20 protein-coding genes are annotated in these 20,716 nt (G+C 69.3%); 18 read left to right on the top strand and 2 right to left on the bottom strand.

What is annotated here, in order from left to right; translation table 11 throughout:
• Positions 1 to 39 precede the first annotated feature (39 nt).
• The 16 genes from WKR98_RS03290 to WKR98_RS03365 all read left to right on the top strand — a co-directional run bounded on the left by WKR98_RS03290 (position 40) and on the right by WKR98_RS03365 (position 16,100).
• Positions 40 to 1,008, top strand: coding sequence for a Bug family tripartite tricarboxylate transporter substrate binding protein (locus WKR98_RS03290; protein ID WP_124691853.1), 969 nt, complete (start codon positions 40 to 42; stop codon positions 1,006 to 1,008).
• Between the two features lie 100 nt (positions 1,009 to 1,108).
• A complete protein-coding gene (locus WKR98_RS03295; protein WP_124691854.1) occupies positions 1,109 to 1,495 on the top strand; it encodes a COG4315 family predicted lipoprotein in 387 nt (128 codons plus the stop codon).
• A 7-nt stretch (positions 1,496 to 1,502) separates the two neighbouring features.
• Complete coding sequence (locus tag WKR98_RS03300) at positions 1,503 to 2,006, top strand: sigma-70 family RNA polymerase sigma factor (RefSeq protein WP_124691855.1); 504 nt, start codon at positions 1,503 to 1,505, stop codon at positions 2,004 to 2,006.
• A 4-nt stretch (positions 2,007 to 2,010) separates the two neighbouring features.
• Complete coding sequence (locus tag WKR98_RS03305; RefSeq protein ID WP_124691856.1) at positions 2,011 to 2,802, top strand: anti-sigma factor family protein; 792 nt, start codon at positions 2,011 to 2,013, stop codon at positions 2,800 to 2,802.
• 118 nt (positions 2,803 to 2,920) lie between these two features.
• A complete protein-coding gene (locus WKR98_RS03310; RefSeq protein WP_341432052.1) occupies positions 2,921 to 3,913 on the top strand; it encodes a Bug family tripartite tricarboxylate transporter substrate binding protein in 993 nt (330 codons plus the stop codon).
• Position 3,914: 1 nt separating this feature from the next.
• Entirely contained in the window at positions 3,915 to 5,483 is a 1,569-nt protein-coding gene (locus tag WKR98_RS03315) for a sulfatase family protein (RefSeq protein WP_341432053.1), read from the top strand.
• A gap of 52 nt (positions 5,484 to 5,535) precedes the next feature.
• On the top strand, positions 5,536 to 6,261 hold the full coding sequence (locus tag WKR98_RS03320) for a FadR/GntR family transcriptional regulator (RefSeq protein ID WP_161567996.1): 726 nt from the start codon (positions 5,536 to 5,538) through the stop codon (positions 6,259 to 6,261).
• Entirely contained in the window at positions 6,258 to 7,178 is a 921-nt protein-coding gene (locus tag WKR98_RS03325) for an SMP-30/gluconolactonase/LRE family protein (RefSeq protein ID WP_341432054.1), read from the top strand. Before WKR98_RS03320 ends, WKR98_RS03325 begins: the two co-directional genes overlap by 4 nt.
• 9 nt (positions 7,179 to 7,187) lie before the next feature.
• Positions 7,188 to 8,114, top strand: coding sequence for a YncE family protein (locus tag WKR98_RS03330; protein ID WP_124691861.1), 927 nt, complete (start codon positions 7,188 to 7,190; stop codon positions 8,112 to 8,114).
• A 30-nt stretch (positions 8,115 to 8,144) separates the two neighbouring features.
• Positions 8,145 to 9,173, top strand: coding sequence for a 4-hydroxythreonine-4-phosphate dehydrogenase PdxA (locus WKR98_RS03335; RefSeq protein WP_341432055.1), 1,029 nt, complete (start codon positions 8,145 to 8,147; stop codon positions 9,171 to 9,173).
• A gap of 21 nt (positions 9,174 to 9,194) precedes the next feature.
• Positions 9,195 to 10,367, top strand: a complete 1,173-nt coding sequence (locus tag WKR98_RS03340) for an L-rhamnonate dehydratase (protein WP_341432056.1) — start codon at positions 9,195 to 9,197, stop codon at positions 10,365 to 10,367.
• Between the two features lie 5 nt (positions 10,368 to 10,372).
• Positions 10,373 to 11,362 carry an AraD1 family protein gene (araD1, locus tag WKR98_RS03345; RefSeq protein ID WP_341432057.1) on the top strand — a complete coding sequence of 330 codons (990 nt, stop codon included), beginning with the start codon at positions 10,373 to 10,375 and terminating at the stop codon, positions 11,360 to 11,362.
• A gap of 7 nt (positions 11,363 to 11,369) precedes the next feature.
• A complete protein-coding gene (locus WKR98_RS03350; protein WP_341432058.1) occupies positions 11,370 to 12,812 on the top strand; it encodes an aldehyde dehydrogenase family protein in 1,443 nt (480 codons plus the stop codon).
• A gap of 20 nt (positions 12,813 to 12,832) precedes the next feature.
• Positions 12,833 to 13,813, top strand: a complete 981-nt coding sequence (locus WKR98_RS03355) for a Bug family tripartite tricarboxylate transporter substrate binding protein (RefSeq protein ID WP_341432059.1) — start codon at positions 12,833 to 12,835, stop codon at positions 13,811 to 13,813.
• Positions 13,814 to 15,262, top strand: coding sequence for a sulfatase-like hydrolase/transferase (locus tag WKR98_RS03360; RefSeq protein ID WP_341432060.1), 1,449 nt, complete (start codon positions 13,814 to 13,816; stop codon positions 15,260 to 15,262).
• Entirely contained in the window at positions 15,252 to 16,100 is an 849-nt protein-coding gene (locus WKR98_RS03365) for a cytochrome b561 domain-containing protein (RefSeq protein WP_341432061.1), read from the top strand. The genes WKR98_RS03360 and WKR98_RS03365 overlap by 11 nt, the downstream gene beginning before the upstream one ends.
• On the opposite strand, the gene WKR98_RS03370 is transcribed toward WKR98_RS03365, so the two are convergent.
• The gene (locus WKR98_RS03370; protein WP_341432062.1) at positions 16,097 to 17,041 is read right to left on the bottom strand and encodes a VOC family protein; all 945 of its coding nucleotides are present in this window, start codon (positions 17,039 to 17,041) and stop codon (positions 16,097 to 16,099) included. The genes WKR98_RS03365 and WKR98_RS03370 overlap by 4 nt on opposite strands.
• On the bottom strand, positions 17,038 to 17,910 hold the full coding sequence (locus WKR98_RS03375) for an alpha/beta hydrolase (protein WP_341432063.1): 873 nt from the start codon (positions 17,908 to 17,910) through the stop codon (positions 17,038 to 17,040). The genes WKR98_RS03370 and WKR98_RS03375 overlap by 4 nt, the downstream gene beginning before the upstream one ends.
• A 222-nt stretch (positions 17,911 to 18,132) precedes the next feature.
• Here WKR98_RS03375 and WKR98_RS03380 point away from each other — a divergent pair, with 222 nt between their 5' ends.
• Positions 18,133 to 19,251: an FAD-dependent oxidoreductase gene (locus tag WKR98_RS03380; protein WP_124691869.1), complete on the top strand. Its 1,119-nt coding sequence runs from the start codon at positions 18,133 to 18,135 to the stop codon at positions 19,249 to 19,251.
• Positions 19,252 to 19,311: 60 nt separating this feature from the next.
• On the top strand, positions 19,312 to 20,715 hold the full coding sequence (locus tag WKR98_RS03385) for an MFS transporter (RefSeq protein ID WP_124691870.1): 1,404 nt from the start codon (positions 19,312 to 19,314) through the stop codon (positions 20,713 to 20,715).
• Position 20,716 lies beyond the last annotated feature (1 nt).

A 20,716-nucleotide genomic window follows, 5' to 3' on the forward strand; every position in this document is an offset into this window, starting at 1 on the left:
TCGCCTCTTGCCCGATTCCAAGAACACGCAGGAGACACCATGAAGATCGCATCGCTTTTCGCCGCGGCCCTGACCACGGCCCTGGGTACCGCCACCATCCCGGCCCAGGCCGCCTATCCCGACAAGCCCGTCACGATCATCGTGCCTTTCGCCCCCGGCGGAGGCAGCGACAACATCGCCCGCTATGTCGCCTCGCGCCTGTCCGAACGCACCGGCGGCACCTTCGTGATCGAGAACAAGCCCGGCGCCGGCACCAACATCGGCAACCAGCTCGCCGCGCGCGCGACGGCCGACGGCTACACGCTGCTGTTCGGCCAGGTCACGCTGTCCATCAACCCCTACCTGTACAAAGACCTGGGCTACGACGTGAAGAAGAACTTCGTGCCGGTCGGCATGATCGCCACGTCGCCCACCGTGCTGATCGTGGCGGACCAGTTCCCCGCGCGCACGCTGAAGGAAGCCATTGACCTGATCCGCGGCAAGCCCGGCACCGTCAACTTCGGCTCCGGCGGCGCGGGAACCTCGGTGCACCTGTCGGGCGAACTGTTCAAGTCCCTGATCCACGGCGACATGCAGCACGTTCCGTACAAGGGCAGCAGCCCCGCCATGACCGACCTGATAGGCGGGCGCCTGCAGATGATGTTCGATACGGCGCCGTCGGCGCTGCCGCAGATCAAGGGCCGCAAGGTCCGCGCGCTGGCGGTCACGGGCAAGTCGCGCCTGGCCGACCTGCCCGACGTCCCCACCTTCGCCGAGGCCGGCCTGCCCGCCTTCGACGCGCCCGCCTGGTACGGTATGCTCGCGCCGGCGGGAACCCCGGCCAGCGTGATCGCCACCTTGAACGAGCAGATCAACGCGGTCCTGGGCGAAGCGGCCACCAAGCGGCGCATGCAGGAACTGGGCGTGGCGCCCAGCCCCGGCACGCCCGAGGACATGGCCGCCTTCATGGACACCGAAGGGCGGCGGTGGCAGGCCACGGTGCAATCGGCGAACGTCAGCCTGCAATAGGAGGACAATCAGGGCAGATTTTTTCCTCCGAAGGGAATACCGGACGGCCCGCCCCCGTATACCGTTCAAGCACCCTTCATCAACCACCAAGGAGCATCCCATGGTAGCCAGGAAAACATCGCTTCTGCCCTCTCTGCTGCTGGCATCGGCGGCCCTGTTCGGCTCGTCGGCCGTGCAGGCGGCCCCCGCCCAGGCAAAGGACGGCGTGCTGGCCGGCGGCAACGGCATGACGCTCTATGTGTTCGACAAGGACGTCGCCGGCAGCGGCAAGAGCGTGTGCAACGGCCCGTGCGCGACCAACTGGCCGCCGCTGATGGCGGCGGCCTCGGACAAGGCCGAGGGCGACTACACGGTCATCACCCGCGACGACGGCAAGGCCCAGTGGGCGTACAAGGGCAAGCCGCTGTACTTCTGGGTCAAGGACCAGAAGCCGGGCGACAAGACCGGCGACGGCGTCAACAACGTGTGGCACACCGCCAAGCCCTGACCGGCCCATGGACAGCCGCGCGGTGACCGCCCTGCTTCCGCGTCTGCGGCGCTATGCCCGCGCGCTGGCGGGCGATCGCGCGGCGGCCGACGATCTGGTGCAGGACACCCTGGAACGCGCGTGGGCGCGCCTGCACACGTGGCACACCGGGCGCGACCTGGGCGCGTGGCTGCTGTCCATCATGCACAACCTGCGCGTGGACCAGTTGCGGGGGCAGCGGTTGAATACGGTGCCGTGGAACGAAACCCTGGACGATATGCCGTCGCGGCCCACGCAGGCGGACGGCATCGAACTCCAGGATCTGGAAAGCGCGCTGGCGCAGTTGCCGGAAGAGCAGCGGGCGGTCCTGCTGCTGGTCGCGCTGGAAGGGATGCGCTACACGGAGGTGGCGGACACCCTGGGCATCCCGCTGGGCACCGTCATGTCCCGGCTGTCGCGGGGGCGGGAGCGCCTGCGGCTGATCCTGGACGGACAGCCGCCCGCCGCCGGAACACTGCGGATGATCAAGTGAAACCATGATGCCCATCACCGAAGCCGATCTGCATGCCTACGTCGATGGCGCGCTGTCGCCCGCGCGGCGGGCCGACGTGGAGGCCCATCTTGCCGGCCATCCGGACGCCGCCGTGCGCGTACGCGCCTGGCAGGAACAGAAGCGCGCGCTGCAACGGCTGTTCGAACCCGTACTGGACGAACCGATCCCGCCCGCGCTGGAAGCCGCGGCGGTTCCCCCGGGCGCCCGGCAACGCGGGTCGGCTCGGCCCGCCCTGCGCATCGCCGCCGGCGTCATGCTGACCCTGCTGGGCGGCCTGGCCGGCTGGTGGGGTCATGGCCGCTACCAGGCGTCGGCCGTCGCCGACGCGCGGCCGTCATTGCCCCAGCAGGCCGCCATCGCCCATGCCGTCTACAGTCCGGACGTGCGCCGACCGGTCGAGATCGGCGCGGACCAGGAAACGCAGCTCGTCACCTGGCTGTCGCGGCGGCTGGGCCAGGACGTGCGGGCGCCCAAGCTGGGCGGGCTGGGCTTTGAACTGGTCGGCGGCCGCCTGCTGCCGGGCAGCGAAGGGCCGGTGGCCCAGTTCATGTACCAGGACGCCGCCGGGCAGCGCCTGACCCTTTACGTCAGCACCGAGCGCGACGGCAATCCGGACACGGCCTTCCGCTTCGCGCGCGAGGGCGGCATCAATGTCTTCTACTGGATAGACGGGCCCTTCGGCTATGCCTTGTCGGCCGGGGTGTCCAAGGATGAGCTGTCGCGGGTGGCGTCGGCCGTGTACGACCAGTTGGACAAGCGCCAGCTTCGCCGCTAGCTGGTGCATGACCTCATCGATCGCGGGTTAACCCTAAATAGTGAGCTTGCTTCAACTGGTCTACTATCCGTACCAGCAGACCAGTTACTCGACCCAACCCGCAAGGACCACCCCGCTCATGAGCCCCCGCCTTCCCCATCTTCCGCGCCGCCCATCGCTGGCCGCGCTGGCCGCCGGCCTGCTGCTGGCCACGGCCGGCACCGCCGCCGCCCAGGACTATCCGCGCCAGCCCATCAAGCTCTTGGTGCCGTCGGTGCCGGGCAGCGCGCCCGACGCCTTCGCCCGGATCCTGGCGGAACCCCTGTCCAGCGGGCTGGGGCAGAAGGTCGTGGTCGAGAACAAGCCCGGCGCGGGCGGGCTGATCGCCATGGAAACGCTGGCCAAGGCGGAGCCGAACGGCTACACGCTGGCGATCGCCCACGACGGCAACATGGCGATCAACACCATCGTCTACAAGCAACTGCCCTACCGGCCCTTGCAGGATTTCACGCCGGTCTCGCTGCTGGGCTTCAACGAGTTCGTGTTGGCGGCCAATCCCGCCCTGAAGGTCAAGACCTTCGCCGAATTCGTGGCCTATGCGCGCGGCAAGCAGGGCAAGGCCACGTACGGGTCGGCGGGCGTGGGTTCGCCCAACCATCTGTTCATGGAACAACTGATGCAGGCCGCCGGCATTCCGCTTTCGCACGTGCCCTACAAGGGCGGGCCGGCCGCGATGCAGGATCTGCTGGGCGGCCAGATCGACGTGATGCTGGTCGGGCTTTCGCCCGCGCTGCCGCACATCCAGGGCGGCAAGCTGGTGGCCGTGGCGGTGCCGCAGGCCGCGCGCTCGAAGATGCTGCCCGGCACGCCCACGGTGGCCGAGTCCATTCCGGGCTTCTCGACGCGCACGTGGTTCGGCCTGTACGGTCCGGCCGGACTGCCGGCGGCCGTGGTCGAGCGCCTGAATCGGGAACTGCGCCGCGTGCTGGCCGATCCGGCGGTGAAGGACCGCATCGCCGCGCAAGGCATGGTGGCCGAGGCCGGTTCGCCCGCCACGCTGGCGGCCATGACGGAAGAAGACATCCGCCGCTATCGCCAACTGGCCGACGCGATCAAATTAGAAGCCAATTGAGATGTCCACCCGGCGCCCCAACTTCCTGATCTTCGTGACCGACCAGCAGCGCGCGGACCATCTCGGCTGCTACGGCAACACGCAGGTGCGCACGCCGCACATCGACGGCATCGCCGCGCGCGGCACGGTGTTCGAGCAGTGCTACGTGGCCTCGCCGGCCTGCATGCCCAACCGCGCCGCGATCATGACCGGGCGCATGCCCGGCGCGGCGGGGGCGCGCATGAACGGCGTGCCGCTGCCGCTGGACAGCCGCACCTTCGCCGACGCGCTGCGCGAGGCCGGCTGGCGCACGGCGCTGATCGGCAAGAGCCATCTGCAGAACATGACGGACGTCCAGCCGTCCTGGCGCAAGGGCGAGGCCGCCGACCGGCCGCAGGCGCGGCGCGAGGACCGCGACAGCCCCGCCTACGAGCAGGAGTCGGTGGTGCGCTGGCGGGATCCGGACCATGCCGTGCGCCTGCCCTACTACGGCTTCGATCACGCCGAGCTGTGCCTGGAGCACGGCGACGAGGTTGGCGGCGCCTACGACCGCTGGCTGCTGGCCCGCTGCCCCGAAGCCGAAACGCTGCGCGGCCCGGACCACGCCCTGCCCGGCGGCGAGACGGCGGCGCCGCAGGCGTGGCGCACCGCACTGCCCGAGGACCTGTATCCCAGCGCCTTCGTCCGGGACCGCGCCATCGACTGGCTGGAAGACCATGCGGCGCGAGGCGACCAGCCCTTCCTGCTGGCCTGCTCCTTCCCCGACCCGCACCACCCCTTCACGCCGCCCGGCCGCTACTGGGACATGTACCGGCCCGAGGACATCGAACTGCCCCCGACCTGCGGACCGGCCACGCCGGCGGACACGCCGCTCAAGCGCGCGCTGCACGAGGAACTCGCCGCCGGCCGGCGCTCCACGGCCGGCAGCCGGGTCATCGCCGTCACGCAGGACGAGGCCCGCGCGGCCATCGCGCTGAACTACGGCGCCATCACCTGCATCGACGACATGGTCGGCGCCATCCTGGCGAAGCTGGAAGCCCTGGACCTGGCGCGCGACACCGTGGTGCTGTTCCTGAGCGACCACGGCGACTTCATGGGCGACCACGGCCTGCTGTTCAAGGGCCCGCTGCACTACCGGAGCGTGATTCGCATGCCGCTGATCTGGGCCGACCCCCAGGCCGGCGCGGGCGGCCGGCGCACCGATCTGGCCAGCGCGATCGACATCGGTCCCAGCATCCTGGCGCGCGCGGGGCTGGCCGCGCCGCATGGAACGCAGGGGCGGGATCTCGCGCCAGCCTCCACGCCGGCCACGCCCCGCGCCTCGGTCCTGGTCGAGGAGGAAGGCCACCGCCCCATGCCCAGCAGCGGCCTGCCCAAGGTGCGCACGCTGGTCACCGGACACTGGCGCCTGTCGGTCCACGCCTTCGAGGAATGGGGGGAACTCTACGATCTGCGCGAAGATCCGGACGAATCCGTGAACCGCTGGGACGATCCCGCCTGCGCCACGGTCCGGGCCGAACTGACGCTGGAACTGGTGCGCGCCATGGCACGGCACGCGGACGAATGCCCGCTGCCGGCGCGGATGGCCTGAGGAGACAGGTATGCTTACCGAACCAGTGGCCAAAGTGACAGGGATCACACGCATGCAGCTCATCTCCCGTATCCCCGGCGATACCCCGAACATCACGCGCCGGACCATCCGCGACCAGATCAGCGACAAGCTCGCCTACATGATTCACTCGGGCCTGCTGCGGCCGGGCGACGAATTGCCGTCCGAGCGCGAACTGGCGACCACGCTGGGCGTCTCGCGCGAGACCGTCCGCGCCGCCATCGGCGTGCTCCAGGCATGGCGCATGCTGGAAGTCAGCCAGGGCGCGCGCACCCGGGTACTGGGACCGGGCGCGGTGGCGGTGCAGGATTCGGTCAGCACGCTGCGCGACCTGGGCGACCGGTCGCTGGAGGAAGTGGCCGAGGCGCGCGCCGCCGTGGAGATCCAGGTGATCCGCCTGGCCACGCGCCGCATCACGCCCGCGCAGTTGAACCGGCTGGACCGCCTGGTGGCGGACCAGGAAACGATGATGGACGATCCCGTCCGCTTCCAGATCTCGGACCAGGAGTTCCACGAGGTGCTGTACCGCGCCTGCGGCAACGGCCTGCTGGCCGACGTGGTGTTCGACTTCTACGGCTATGCGCTGGAACACCGGCGCCGCGCCTTGCAGCGGTCGGGCGCCATCGCGCACAGCGTGACCGACCACCGCGCCATCGTCGCCGCGCTCAAGAGCGGCGACCCGGAAACCGCCGTGGCCGCCATGCAGCGGCACCTGGACCAGGTCCATCGCACCACGCAACAGGAACTCGATCACTCATGAGCACCCTCACTTCCCTGGACCCGCGGGCCGAAAACCTGTTCGGACCGGACAGCCGGCTCGAACGCCTGTACACCGGCGCCACCTGGAGCGAAGGCCCCGTGTGGCTGGCCGCGCAGCGCATGGTGCTGTGGAGCGACATCCCCAACAACCGCATCCTGGCCTGGGACGAGCGCGAAGGCGGGCGGGTCTGGCGCGACCGGGTCGAGTTCACCAACGGCCACACCGCCTCGGCGGACGGCTCGCTGCTGCAGTGTTCGCACGGCATGCGCGCCATCCTGCGCACGCGCTTCGACAGCACCGGCCGGCCCGGCGCGCCCGAGGTGCTGGTCGACCGCTACCAGGGCCGCCGCCTGAATTCGCCCAACGACCTGGTCGAGAAACGCGACGGCAGCATCTGGTTCACCGATCCGCCCTACGGCATCCTGTCCGACCGCGAAGGCCACCAGGCGCCGTCCGAGCTGCGCGCCAACTACGTGTTCCGCTACGACCCGGCCACCGGCGCGCTGGACGTCGCCAGCGACTTTCCCGAGGAACCCAACGGCCTGGCGTTCTCGCCCGACGAAAGCGTGCTGTACGTCACCGACACCTCGGCCGCGCTGCGCCAGGACGGCGGCGGCAACCACCACATCCTGGCCTTCGACGTGACCGGCGGGCGCACGCTGGCCCGCCCCCGCGTGTTCGCCGTGGTCGAGCCCGGGCTGGCCGACGGCATACGGGTGGACGAACGCGGCTGGGTCTATACCAGCAGCGAGGACAGCGTCCAGGTCTACCACCCCGACGGCACCCGCCTGGCCCGCATCCCCGTCCCCGAGAAGGTCGGCAACCTGACTTTCGGCGGCGCCGCGCGCGACGAACTCTACATCTGCGCGTCGACGTCGCTGTATCGCATCCGCCTGAACACGAACGGCCATTCCTGAGATCCCGCCATGAGCCAAGACACCCTTCTGCTGGTAGAAAAATGTTCACACTGCATCAGCTGGTACGACCCCGAGTCGGGCGAGCGGCTGCGCAGCCTGCCCCTTCCTGATTTCCCGCATGAGTTCGTGATCGACTCGGCGCAGCGCTACGTCTACGTGGGGCACTACGGCGTCGAGACCTCCGGCCACGTCGGCCCGGGGGGATCCGCGATCCTGCAGATCGATATTCGTTCGGCCCAACTGGTAAGGTCTATAGACCTGTTCCCGTTCAACCGCATCCACGGCATGCAGATGGACCAGCACGACCGGCTCTACGCGCTGAGCGAGGAAAAGGCCATGCTGCTGGTGCTGGACCAGCCCGACACCGACACGGCACCCAAGCGCGCGATGCCCTCGGGCGGCGTGAAAAGCCATCTGTTCGTGCTGACGCGCGACGGCCAGACCGCCTTCAGCATGAACCTGCTCAGCCACACAGTGACCAAGCTGCGCCCCTGGGAACCACTGTCCCAGCCCGTGGCCTGCCATCCGGGACTCAAGCCCGAGGGCTGCTGCCTGAGCGAGGACGAGCGCACGCTGTTCGTCAGCAACCGCTGGAGCAACACGCTGTCGGCCATCGACACCGAGACCATGGAGGTGCGCCTGACGGTGCCCTCGCGCGAGGACGCGACCCGCATCTATCGCGCCGGCAACCGCCTCCTGGTGACGAACTACGGCGACCGCAGCGTTTCGGTGGTCGACCCCTCCACGCTGCGGGAAACGGGCTACGTGAAGATGGATGCGCGCGCCATTGCGCTGTCGCTCGATCCCACCCGGCCGCTGGCCTACATCTCGCAGGACGACGACCGCGTCGGCGTGCTGGACCTGCAATCGCTGCGTTTCACGCGCTTCATCGCCACGCAGCGCGAACCCGACGTCTCCCGGATCGTCCGGATCTGACCCCTTCACCCTCTTGATGGCTGACACTCCATGACTACCCCTCTTCGTCCCGTCGTCGCGCTTACCCTGGGCGATCCGGCGGGCATCGGTCCCGAACTCGTCGCGCGGCTGCTGTCGCGGCCGGACGTCCCGCGCCAGGCCAATGTCGTGCTGGTCGGCGACCCCTGGCTGTGGGAGGAGGGCCAGCGCGTGGCCGGCGTACGGGTCGCGACCCGCGCGGTCGAGGACTTCGCCGAAGTCCGCGCGCGTCCGGACGCCGACGTCCCCGCCTTCCTGCCGATGAACACCGTGGACCCGGTCGATGTGATCGTTGGCACGGCGCGGGCGGCGGGCGGCAAGTCCGTGCTGCAAGTGCTGGACCGCTGCATGACCGCGGCCATGGACGGCCAGATCGACGCCATCTGCTTCGCGCCGCTGAACAAGCACGCGATGAAGCTGGGCGGCCTGCGCCACGAGGACGAGCTGCATCACTTCGCCGAGTACCTGGGCGTGACGACCTATTTCTGCGAATTCAACACCATGGATGCGCTGTGGACCTCGCGCATCTCGTCGCACATCCCCATCAAGGACGTGCCGCGCTACATCGACAAGGACCGCATCAAGGACGCCACGCGCCTGATCCACCGTTCCCTGCTGGCCAACGGCATCGCGGCCCCGCGCGTCGCGGTGGCCGCGCTCAACCCGCACGGCGGCGATGGCGGCACCTGCGGACGCGAGGAAGTCGAGATCATCGAACCCGCCGTGCGCGAACTGGTGGCCGAGGGCCTGCCCATCGAAGGCCCGTACCCGGCCGACACCATCTTCCTGAAGGCCCGCGACGGCCAGGTCGACGCCGTCGTCACCATGTATCACGACCAGGGCCAGATCGCCATCAAGCTGCTGGGATTCTCGAAAGGCGTGACGGTCCAGGGCGGCCTGCCCATTCCCATCACCACGCCCGCCCACGGCACGGCCTACGACATCGCCGGCCAGGGCCGGGCCGACGACAACGCCATCGCCAACGCCTACGCCATCGCCTGCCGCATGGGCCTCGCCCAGCGCCAGGGCGCCACCCGATAACTTTCCTTTTTGCGAACCATCATGAAAATCAAATCCGTCCGCGCCCGCGTCTTCGAATGGAAGGGCAAGACCGTTCCGCCCCAGGCCAACTTCTGCTCCAACGCCATGGATGCCCTGTACGACCGCGGCGATTCCATGAAGACTTTCCGCTTCCACGGCTGGACCGTGGTCGAGATCGAGACCGACGACGGCATCGTCGGCCTGGGCAACGTCGCGCTGGCGCCCCACATCGCCAAGGCCATCATCGATCAGTACCTGGCCCCGCTGGTCGTCGGCCAGGACCCCTGGGACTATGAATACCTGTGGCAGCGCATGTACCGCTCCACGCTGGCCTGGGGCCGCAAGGGCGTGGCCATGGCGGCCATCTCGGCGGTGGACCTGGCGATCTGGGACATCCTGGGCAAGTCGGTGAACAAGCCGGTGTTCAAGCTGCTGGGCGGCCGCACCAAGGAACGCATTCCCTGCTACTACTCCAAGCTGTACCGGGGCGACCTGAAGGCCATGCAGGAAGAGGCGCAGACCTTCCTGGACCAGGGCTTCACCGCGTTCAAGATGCGCTTCGGCTACGGCCCCAACCATGGCACGCGCGGCGTGGCCGAGAACCTGAAATCGGTGCAGGCCGTGCGCGAGGTCATCGGCTACGAGTCCGACCTGATGCTGGAGTGCTACATGGGCTGGGACCTGGACTACGCGCGCCGCATGCTGCCCAGGCTGGAGAAGTTCGAGCCGCGCTGGCTGGAAGAGCCCGTCATCGCCGACGACGTCGACGGCTATGCCGAACTGTCGCGCCTGAGCGCCATTCCCATCTCGGGCGGGGAACACGAATTCACGCTGCACGGCTTCCGCCAGTTGCTGGACAAGAAGGCGGTATCGGTCGTGCAGTACGACACCAACCGCGTCGGCGGCATCACCGCGGCCCACAAGATCAACGCGCTGTGCGAGGCGCATTCGATACCCGTGATCCCGCACGCCGGCCAGATGCACAACTACCACCTGACCATGAGCACGCTGGCCTCGCCCATGAGCGAGTACTTCCCGCAGTTCGACGTGGAAGTGGGCAACGAGCTCTTCTACTACATCTTCAAGGGCGAACCCGTCGCCAAGGACGGCTTCCTGCAGCTGGACGACACGCTGCCGGGCCTGGGCCTGACCCTGAACACCGATTATCTCGATCAATTCCAGATCAGCGAGTAAACACCATGCGCGTCATCCAATTCATCGAAGACGGCCGGCTTTGCGTGGGCGTCGTGGCCGGCGACGACGAGATCGAAGTCAGTTCCGCCCGCGAGGGCGTCTACGGCCTGGCCTTGCAGGCGGCGCGCGAAGGCGTGCCGCTGGAAGCGCTGATCCGGCGCCAGGCCTCCAGCCGCCGTGTCCGCTACCAGTCGCTGGTGGACGAGCGGCGCCTGCTGCCGCCGGTCACTCATCCCGACGCCGCCCGCATGCTGATCTCGGGCACCGGCCTGACCCACCTGGGCAGCGCGGCCTCGCGCGATGCCATGCACGCCAAGCTGCAGGAAGACACCAACCTGACCGACTCCATGAAGATGTTCAAGCTGGGCGTCGAGGGCGGCAAGCCGGCGGCGGGCCAGGCGGGGGCGCAGCCCGAATGGTTCTACAAGGGCGACGGCAGCCTGCTGGTGGCACCGGAATGCGACTTCCCCGTGCCCGGCTTCGCGCTGGACGCGGGCGAGGAACCCGAGCTGGTGGGCATCTACCTGGTGGACGACCAGGGCGCGCCGCGCCGCGTCGGCTTCGCCGTGGGCAACGAATTCTCGGACCACCTGACCGAGCGCTTCAACTACCTGTGGCTGGCGCATTCCAAGCTGCGGCCTTGCGCCTTCGGGCCGGAGCTGCTGCTGGGCGAACTGCCCGCCGACCTGCGGGGCGCCAGCCGCATCGTGCGCGGCGGCGAAGTCCTGTGGGAGAAGCCCTTCGTCACCGGCGAGGCCAACATGAGCCACACCCTGGCCAACCTGGAACACCACCACTTCAAGTACCCGCAGTTCCGCCGTCCCGGCGACCTGCACGTGCACTATTTCGGCACGGCCACGCTGAGCTTCTCCGACCAGATCCGCACCGTGGACGGCGACCGCTTCGAGATCTCGCTGGACGGCTTCGGCCGCCCCCTGCGCAACGCGGTCCGCTTCGAACCCGCCCCGGCCATGGTCGGCGTCACGTCCCTGTAGAACCGACATGAATACACCGGAATACCATCTTTACATAGCCGGCGAATGGGTGCCGGGCGTTTCCGCCCGCCCCAACGTCAACCCCTCGGACACCAGCGACGTGATCGGCCTGTACGCGCAGGCCGACGCCGAGCTGGCGCGCCGCGCCATCGCCGCGGCGGCACAGGCACGGCCGGCCTGGGGCGCGTCCACGCCCCAGCAGCGCTTCGACGTGCTGGACGCGGTCGGCAACGAACTGCTGGCGCGCAAGGAAGAAATCGGCCGCATGCTGTCGCGCGAGGAAGGCAAGACCCTGCCCGAGGGCATGGGCGAGGTCGCGCGCGCCGCCATGATCTTCAAGTTCTTCGCCGGCGAGGCGCTGCGCACGCCGGGCGACCTGCTGCCGTCGGTGCGGCCCAACGTCGGCGTGGAAGTGTTCCGCCAGCCCGTGGGCACGGTCGGCCTGATCACGCCGTGGAACTTCCCCATTGCCATCCCCGCGTGGAAGATCGCGCCGGCGCTGGCTTACGGCAACACCGTGGTCTTCAAACCCGCCGAACTGGTGCCGGGCTCGGCCTGGCTGCTGGCCGAGATCCTGTCGCGCACCGCGCTGCCCAAGGGCGCGTTCAACCTCGTCATGGGCGCGGGCTCGGCCGTCGGCCAGGCCTTCGTCGATTCCCCCGAGGTCCAGGCCATCAGCTTCACCGGCTCGGTGGCCACCGGCCGCCGCATCATCGCCGGCGCCACCGCGCGCGGCGCCAAGGTGCAATGCGAGATGGGCGGCAAGAACCCGCTGGTGGTGCTGGACGACGCCAACCTGGAGCAGGCCGTGGAAACCGCGGTGCAGGGTTCGTATTTTTCCACCGGCCAGCGGTGCACGGCGTCGAGCAAGCTGATCGTGACCGCCGGCATCCATGACCGCTTCGTGCAGGCGATGCGGGAGCGCATGGCGAAGCTGAACGTCGGCCACGCGCTGCGCGCCGGCGTGGACATCGGACCCGTGGTGGACGAGCGCCAGCTGGCGCAGAACCTGTCCTACCTGGACATCGCCCGCCGCGAGGGCGCGCAGGCCGTCATCGGCGGAGAGACGCTGGAGCGCGACACCGTCGGCCATTTCCAGGCGCCCGCGCTGGTAACGGGCACCGAGCCCGGCATGCGCATCAATCGCGAGGAAGTCTTCGGCCCCGTCGCCAGCGTGCTGCGCGCCCGCGACTACGACGAGGCCCTGCACCTGGCCAACGACACCGAGTTCGGCCTGGCCTCCGGCATCTGCACGACCTCGCTCAAGCACGCCACGCATTTCCGGCAGCACGCGCAGGCGGGCATGGTGATGGTGAACCTGCCCACGGCCGGGGTCGACTATCACGTGCCCTTCGGTGGCACCAAGGCTTCGTCCTACGGCCCGCGCGAGCAGGGCCGCCACGCGGCCGAGTTCTACACCACGGTCAAGACCGCCTACATCGCAAGCTGAAAACCATTCAGGAGACGAACATGCACTTCCCCACCCCACGCAAGCTGGCCCTGGCCGCCGCCTGCACACTGTTTGCCGCGCCCGCCGTTCAGGCCCAGGGCAACTTTCCCAGCCAGCCGGTCAGGATCATCGTCGGCTCGGAGCCCGGCAGCGCGCCGGACGTGCTGGCCCGCGTGCTGGGCAAGGAACTGTCCGCGGGGCTGGGGCAGGCCATCATCGTCGAGAACCGCGCCGGCGCCACCGGCACCATAGGCGCCAACGCGGTGGCCTCGGCCGCGCCCGACGGCTACACGCTGCTGATGGGCACGGTGTCCAACATCGCGCTGGCCCCGTCCTTCTACCCCATCAAGTACAAGCCCACCGAAAGCTTCACCCCCATCAGCATGGTCGCCTCGGTGCCGCTGGTGCTGGTGGCATCCCCCGCCACCGGCATCGCCAGCGTCGAGCAGCTGCGCGCCAAGCTCAAGCAGGCGCCCAAGGGCTCGTACAGCTATTCCTCGCCCGGTGTGGGCGGCCCCCAGCACCTGGCCGGCGTGCTGCTGGGCAAGCAGATGGGCACGGAACTGCTGCACGTCCCGTACAAGAGCGGCGGCGCGGCGCTGACCGCGGTGGCGGGCGGCGAGACCCAGGTCGGCTTCGCCGGCATCGCCGCCGCCATCGGGCTGGTGCAGGCCAAGCGCGTGACGCCCCTGTTCGTGACCGCCGGCCAGCGCTTCCCGCAGTTCCCCAACGTGCCATCCGCGCCGGAAGCCGGCCTGCCCGAACTGGACGTGGACAACTGGCACGCGCTATTCGCGCCGGCCGGCCTGCCCGCGCCGGTGCGCGCCACGCTGGAGGCGGCGGTCAACAAGGCCTTGCAGTCTCCCGAGGTGAAGAAGCAGTTCGAATCTCTGGGCGCCGCGCCCACCGGCAGCACCGGCAAGGAGCTGGCCGAGAAAGTCACCGCGGAAACCGCGCGCTGGACGAAAATCGTCGACGACAACGGCATCAAGGCACAGTAGATGAAACCCTCCAACCTGCTGATCATCATGGACGACGAGCACAACAAGAAAGTGCTCGGCTACAACGGCCATCCCATGGTCCGCACCCCCAACCTGGACCGGCTGGCGGCGCGCAGCACCTCGTTCGAGGCCGCCTATTCCAGCTCCCCCATCTGCGTGCCGGCGCGGGCGGCCTTCGCCACCGGCCGCCACGTGCACGAAACAGGCTACTGGGACAACGCCATCGCCTACGACGGACGCGTCCCCAGCTGGGCCCACGCGCTGCGCGACGCCGGCCGGCTGGCGGTGTCCATCGGCAAGCTGCACTACACCGGCGACGACATCGATGGCGGCTTCACCGAGCAGATCATCCCCATGCACATCGAGGCCGGGGTCGGCGACCTGTACGGCCTGATACGCGACCCGCTGCCCATCCGCCATCAGTCGGCCGACCTGGCCAAGAGCATCGGCCCCGGCGAAAGCAGCTACACCCGATACGACCGCGACATCACCGACAAGACCGTCGAGTGGCTGCAGGCCCGCGGCCGGCAGCGCCAGGACCAGCCGTGGACGCTGTTCACGTCCTATATCGCGCCCCATTCGCCGCTGATCGCGCCGCCCGAGTTCTACGCGATGTACGACCCCCAGGCCATTCCGCTACCCAAGCGCGCCTCGGGCGCGCTGCATCCGTGGATACAGGCCTGGAACGACTGCTACCGCTTCGACTCGCACTTCGAAAGCGACGAGCAGCGGCGCATCGCCATCGCCTCGTATTTCGGACTGTGCTCGTTCCTGGACCACAACGTCGGGCGCATATTGCACGCGCTGGAGACCAGCGGACTGGCCGCCGACACCCGCGTCATCTTCCTGTCCGACCACGGCGACAACCTCGGCTCGCGCTCGCTGTGGGGCAAGTCGACGATGTACGAGGAATCGGCGGGCATCCCCATGCTGGCCAGCGGCCCCGGCTTCGAGGCCGGCCGCAAGGTGCGCACGCCGGTCTCGCACGTGGACATGTATCCCACCGTCATGCAGGCCGCCGGCCTGGACTGCCCCACGGAACTGCCCGGCAAGTCGCTGCTGGAGATCGCCGCCGAGCCGGACGACGCCCACCGCACCATCCTGAGCGAATACCACGCGGCCGGATCGGTCAGCGCCGCCTACATGCTGCGCCGCGGCCACCACAAGTACATCCACTACACCGGCTACGCGCCCGAGCTGTTCGACCTGGCGCAGGACCCCGAGGAATTGCACGACCTGGCGGGCAAGCCCGAAAGCGCGCCGCTGCTGGCCGGGTTCGAGTCGCACCTGCGCGGCCTGCTCGATCCCGAGGCCGTGGACGGGCAGGCCAAGCGGGACCAGGCCGCGCTGATCGCCCAACATGGCGGCACCGAGCGCATCCTCAAGCGGGGCGGCAGCAGCTACACCCCCATTCCGGGCGAAGAGGTCAAGCTGCTCAATGAACAATGACCCGCTCGGACGCGGCCCGCTGCTGCCCGGTCCCGGCGTGCTGGCCGGGGCCGGCGCGGTGGTCCTGGTAGCGCTGGCGCTGGTGGCCTGGGTAGCCGGCGCCGATGCGCTGGCGTGGCTGCAACAGCCGATGGTGGACGGCCGGCCGCATCGCATCGACATGATCCAGGCCTGGCATGCGCGCGCGATGGTGCTGGCCTGGGCGGTCATGATCCCGCTGGGCATCCTGGCCGCGCGCTTCTTCAAGGTCACGCCGCGACAGGCGTGGCCGGCGGCGCTGGACAACAAGTGGTGGTGGCACGGCCATCTCGCTCTCCAGATCGGCGGCGTGCTGCTGACCGCGGGCGCGGTGGCGCTGGTCTGGCAAGTGTCGGGGTCGGACGCCGGGCTGGCCCGCCTGCACCGCGTCTCGGCCTGGGCCACCTGTGCGCTGGCGGCCTTGCAGGTGCTGGGCGGCGTGCTGCGCGGCTCGAAGGGAAGCCCGGACGAATCGGGCGACCACTACGACATGACCGGCCGGCGCATCGTGTTCGAGGCGGCGCACAAGCTGGCGGGCTATCTGGCGCTGGCCGTGGCGGCCGTGGCGATCGTTACCGGACTGCTGCACGTCAACGCGCCGCGCTGGATGCCGGTGCTGATCGGCGCCTGGAGCCTGGCATGGGCCGGCGCGTTCGCGTGGCTGCAATGCCGGGGCTGGTGCATCGATACCTACCAGGCGATCTGGGGCGCCGACCCGCGCCACCCCGGCAACCGCCGGCCGCCGGTCGGCCCGGGCATCCGGCAACTGGGCGCTCCGCCCGGACCCGCGTGCCCAGGCGGAACGCCGCCGGCCGCCTAGGCCGCGCTCAACGCGTCTTCCAGCATGGCCAGGTCGGCGTCGCCCGCCTGGGCGAACTCCACCAGGAACCCATCGGGATCGACGGCCGTCAGGCGCCGCGCGGCCGGCGCCTCCACCAGGCATCCCAGCGACCGGAGCCGCCCCGCGGCCACGTCCAGGTCCGCGCCGCCGCCCACGTCGAAGCCGTAGTGATGCATGCCGGCTGCGTCGCCCTGGACGATCGCCAGCTGATAGGCGGTCGGGTGCCCCAAGGCGCGCAGCAGGATGCCGCCCGGGGTGCGCGCCACGGTCTCCAGCCCCGCCACCTCGGTATAGAAAGCCGCCATGGGCGCCAGCGACCTCGTCGTCAGCACCACGTGCGACAGCCGCAGGGGCTGCATGACCGCGCCGGGCACCGGCCGGCGGTCGGCCTCGGCGCTCCAGCGCCGGTCGGTCGCGGGCGCCTCGCCCCCCGGTTTCCAGGTCGAGGTGATCAATGCCACGTCGCCATGCAGGACGGCGCGCCAGTCCTTGATGGTGTCGGCGTAGAACTCGTTGGTGTTGCCGTCGGGATCCTTCAGGTAGACGCTGTGGGCGATCTGGTGGTCGAGCGTGCGCGGCACCGCGATGCCGGCGGCGCGCGCGCGTTCGTAGGCACGCACCAGCTCGGCCTCGGTGTCCATCTCCCAGGCGATGTGGTTCAGGTTGACCGCCCGCGCCGCGCCCCTGGCGATCTGGGTGTGGCCGTCGCGGCCCTGGCGCGCCTGGGTCGTGCGTTCCATCATGCCGACGTCGTGGGGCGTATGGCCGGTACCCATGAAGGCGGCGCGCAGGCCGCTTTCGGTGAACTCCAGGTTCAGGCCACAGACGTCGCGGTAAAAGTCGATGGACCGCTGCAGATCGGCCACGACGAGATTCACGTGCCCCAGGCGTCGGGGTTGGAAGATGGCTCCCTGGTTCATTGTGGTTTTCCTGTGGTGAGGGTCGAAAGCAGGCGGCCTGCCGCGCGCGACCACTCGCCCGCGGGGTCGGCGCACGCTTCGTGCGAGGTGAAGTGATCGCCCGGCAACACCTGCCAGGTCACGCGGGCGCCAGGCTGCGCGGCCAGGGCGCGAACGAATGCCGGATTCTGTTCGCGCGTGCGGGGGAAATCGTGTTCACCCCAAGCCAGGTGAAAAGGCACGACGCTGCCGGTCACATGCCGTGCCGGGTCCCAGGCATCCAGGTCGCCGCCCAGCGCTTCCCGCATCCTGCGGTCGGCCTCGGCCGCGGGCCGTTGCAGGAAGCCCAGGTCCAGCGGCGCGCTGGAGGGCAGACAGGCCTTGACCACGTCGCCGGGCAGCCCCGCGTCGCGGCACAGATCCGGGCGCAGGGCCAGCACCGCGGCCAGGTGGCCGCCGGCCGAATGTCCGCCCACGGCGATGCGGCCGGGATCGCCGCCCAGCGCGGCGACGTGGCGATGGACCCAGCGCAGCGCGGCCACGCAGTCGCCCACGATCTGCGCCATGCCCACGGACGGCGCCAGCCGGTACGAGGCGGAGACGAACACCGCAGGCATCGCCAGCACCGACGGCGCCAGGTAGCCCATCCATTCCTTGTAGCCGTTCATCCAGGCGCCGCCATGGAAATACAGCAGCACCGGCAGCGGACCGCGCGGCGCATCGGGCAGGTAGACATCGGCCTTCTGCCAGTAGTCGTCGCCATAGGGCTGGTCGGCCAGGACGCGGTGCCGTGCCATGACTTCAGCGGTCGCGGCCAACGCGCGGCGGGCATAGTCGGCCGCGCCGGCGTGCAGCAAGGGGGGAAGTGACGGCAGATCGTCGAACGCCATGGATGCTCCGGAGCGAGATGGACCGATGCCGGCCGCGATAGGGGACAAGGTAGCTCACGCATCAAATACATGCAACTACATTTAAATAGAAAATTAATCATGTTTAACCTTTTATTGGTGTTTTTCCTAGCCATCAAACATTTAAATGTAATTGCATATATAAAACAAAGGGACTAACTTAGCCGTCATGGCGAGAACCGCTCGCCCCCCAGGAGTCAGCAGATGGCAAGGCGTCACGCAGAAATTTCCGGAGCCGGCTTCGCGGGCCTGACCGCGGCGGCCGCGCTGGCGCAGCGCGGCTGGTCGGTCCGCGTGCATGAACGGGCGGGCAGCCTGCGCACCGCCGGCGCCGGCATCTTCATCTTCGAGAACGGCCTGAAGGTGTTGCGCGCCATCGGCGCCTACGACGAAGCGGTGGCGGGCGGGCACCAGGCCCCGGCACGCGAGACCCGCGACGCCCAGGGCAGGCTGCTGGCCCGCCTGAACACCAGCCAGGACGGCCGGGTCTACACCGTGGTCCGGCAGCAGTTGCTGGAAGCGGTGGCCCAGGCGGCGCGGCGCGCCGGCGCCGAAATCGTCATGAACTCCGAGGTGGTGTCGGCCACGCCGCGCGGCGAACTGACGCTGGCCAGCGGCGAGCGCGCCACCGCCGACCTGGTCGTCGCCGCCGATGGCGTGAACTCGCGCATCCGCGATGCGCTGGGCCTCTTGAAGTCGCGCGTCACCATGGGCGACGGTGCCATCCGCGTGCTGATGCCCCGGCGCGGCGACGCCGTCGATGCCGCCGACGAGATCGTCGAACACTGGTCGGGCAAGCGCCGGCTGCTGTACGTACCCTGCGGCAAGCCATGGCTGTATCTGGCGCTGACGACGCTGCTGGACGACACCGCCGGCCGTGCCCTGCCGCTGGATACGCGCGCCTGGGGCGCCTCGTTTCCGCACCTGCGGCCGCTGCTCGAGCGCATCGGCACGCTGGGGCGCTGGGATCCGTTCGAGACCATTCACCTGCGCACGTGGTCGTCGGGCCGGGTGGCGGTGGTGGGCGATGCCGCGCACGCCCAGGCCCCCAACCTGGGCCAGGGCGGCGGCTGCGCCATGATGAACGCGCTGGGCCTGGCGGTCGCGGTGGACCAGGACCCCGACCTGGGCAGCGCGCTGCGGCGCTGGGAAGCGCGCGAACGGCCGCTGACCGAACACACGCAGCGCGTCTCGCGCTTCTACGGCGCGGTGGGCCGGTGGCCGGAACGGCTGCGGTCGTTCACGTTCAACCTGGCCGGCCGCTCGCACTGGCTGCTCCAGCAGCGCATGCGCACCGCCCACCATTCCCCGACCGGAACCTGAAGCACGGCCTCGCTCCGCCAGCCTTCCCGCCAGTCACGATCAACCCGACAGGGGATACTCATGGGTGTTTCCGATCTTTCCCTGGGCGCCGCGGCCGACGGCCGGCGCGCGCCGCTCTTGACCAGCGGCCACATCATCGCCCGCATCGAGCGCCTGACCGCCAGCAGCATGCAGATACGCGCGCGGCTGCTGGTGGGCATGGCCACTTTCTTCGACGGCTTCGACGCCATCGCGATCGCCACCACGCTGCCGCTGCTGATCAAGCAATGGGGCCTGAATTCGACGCAGATCGGCCTGTTGATCGCCGCGGCGGCAGTCGGCCAGCTGATCGGCACCTTTCTCTTTCCCCTGTACGCGCAGCGCCACGGCCGTGTGCGCGCCATTGCCTACAGCTCGGGCATCATCGGCATCACCAGCATCGCCTGCGGCTTCGCGCCCTCGTTCGAGATCTTCCTGCTACTGCGGGTGATACAGGGCATAGGCCTGGGCGGCGAGCTGCCGGTGGCCGCCACCTACATCAACGAGATCACCCGCGCCCGCAATCGTGGCCGCTTCGTGCTGCTGTACGAGATCATCTACCCCATCGGCCTGCTGGCCTCGGCCGCCCTGGGCGCGTGGCTGGTACCGCGCCACGGCTGGGAGATCATGTACTACCTGGGCGGCGTGCCCGTGATCCTGATGTTCGTGCTGCCGCGCGTGATTCCCGAGTCGCCCCGCTGGCTGGCCGAGAAGGGGCGGCTGGCCGATGCCGACACCGCGCTGGCGCGCTTCGAATCCAGCGCCCGCGTGGCGCTGGCCGAACCGGAAGACGCGCACCGCTACGACGCCATGCTCGCGTCCCATCCGCGCCGCACCGTGCGCGACCTGTTCAGCCGGGCCTACCTGAGCCGCAACGTCGTCGTGGCGCTGCTGTGGTCTTCTTGCGGCTTCATCCAGTATGGCCTGTCGACCTGGCTGCCCACCATCTACCAGACGGTCTACAAGGTGCCGCTGCAACAGGCGCTGAACCTGTCGCTGGGGGCATCGGCGCTGGGCGTGGTGGGTTCGCTGGTGGCGGCGCTGACCGTGGACAGGTTCGGCCGCAAGCCCGTCATCGTCGCCGCCTTCCTGCTGTGCGCCGTCACGCTGGCGCTGGCCGGCGCGCTGTCCGCGCAAAGCATCTACGTCGTGGCGACGCTGTGCTCGCTGGCCTGGGGCTTCCTGGCCTGCGGCTTCATCATTTCCTACGTCTATACGCCCGAGATGTATCCCACCAGCATCCGCGCGCTGGGATGCGGCCTGGGCGGAACCTGGGTCAAGCTCTCGGCCATGATCGCGCCCATGATCGTGGCCGCGCTGATGGCCCAGGGCAGCATGGACCTGGCGTTCTACGTGCTGGGCGCGGTGCCGCTGCTGACGGCGCTGGCGGTGGCCTGGCTGGGCATCGAGACGCGCGGCAAGGTTCTGGAGCAATTGCACGCCTGAC

It is taken from the genome of Pigmentiphaga sp. YJ18, assembly GCF_038066655.1.
Classification (GTDB): domain Bacteria; phylum Pseudomonadota; class Gammaproteobacteria; order Burkholderiales; family Burkholderiaceae_B; genus Pigmentiphaga.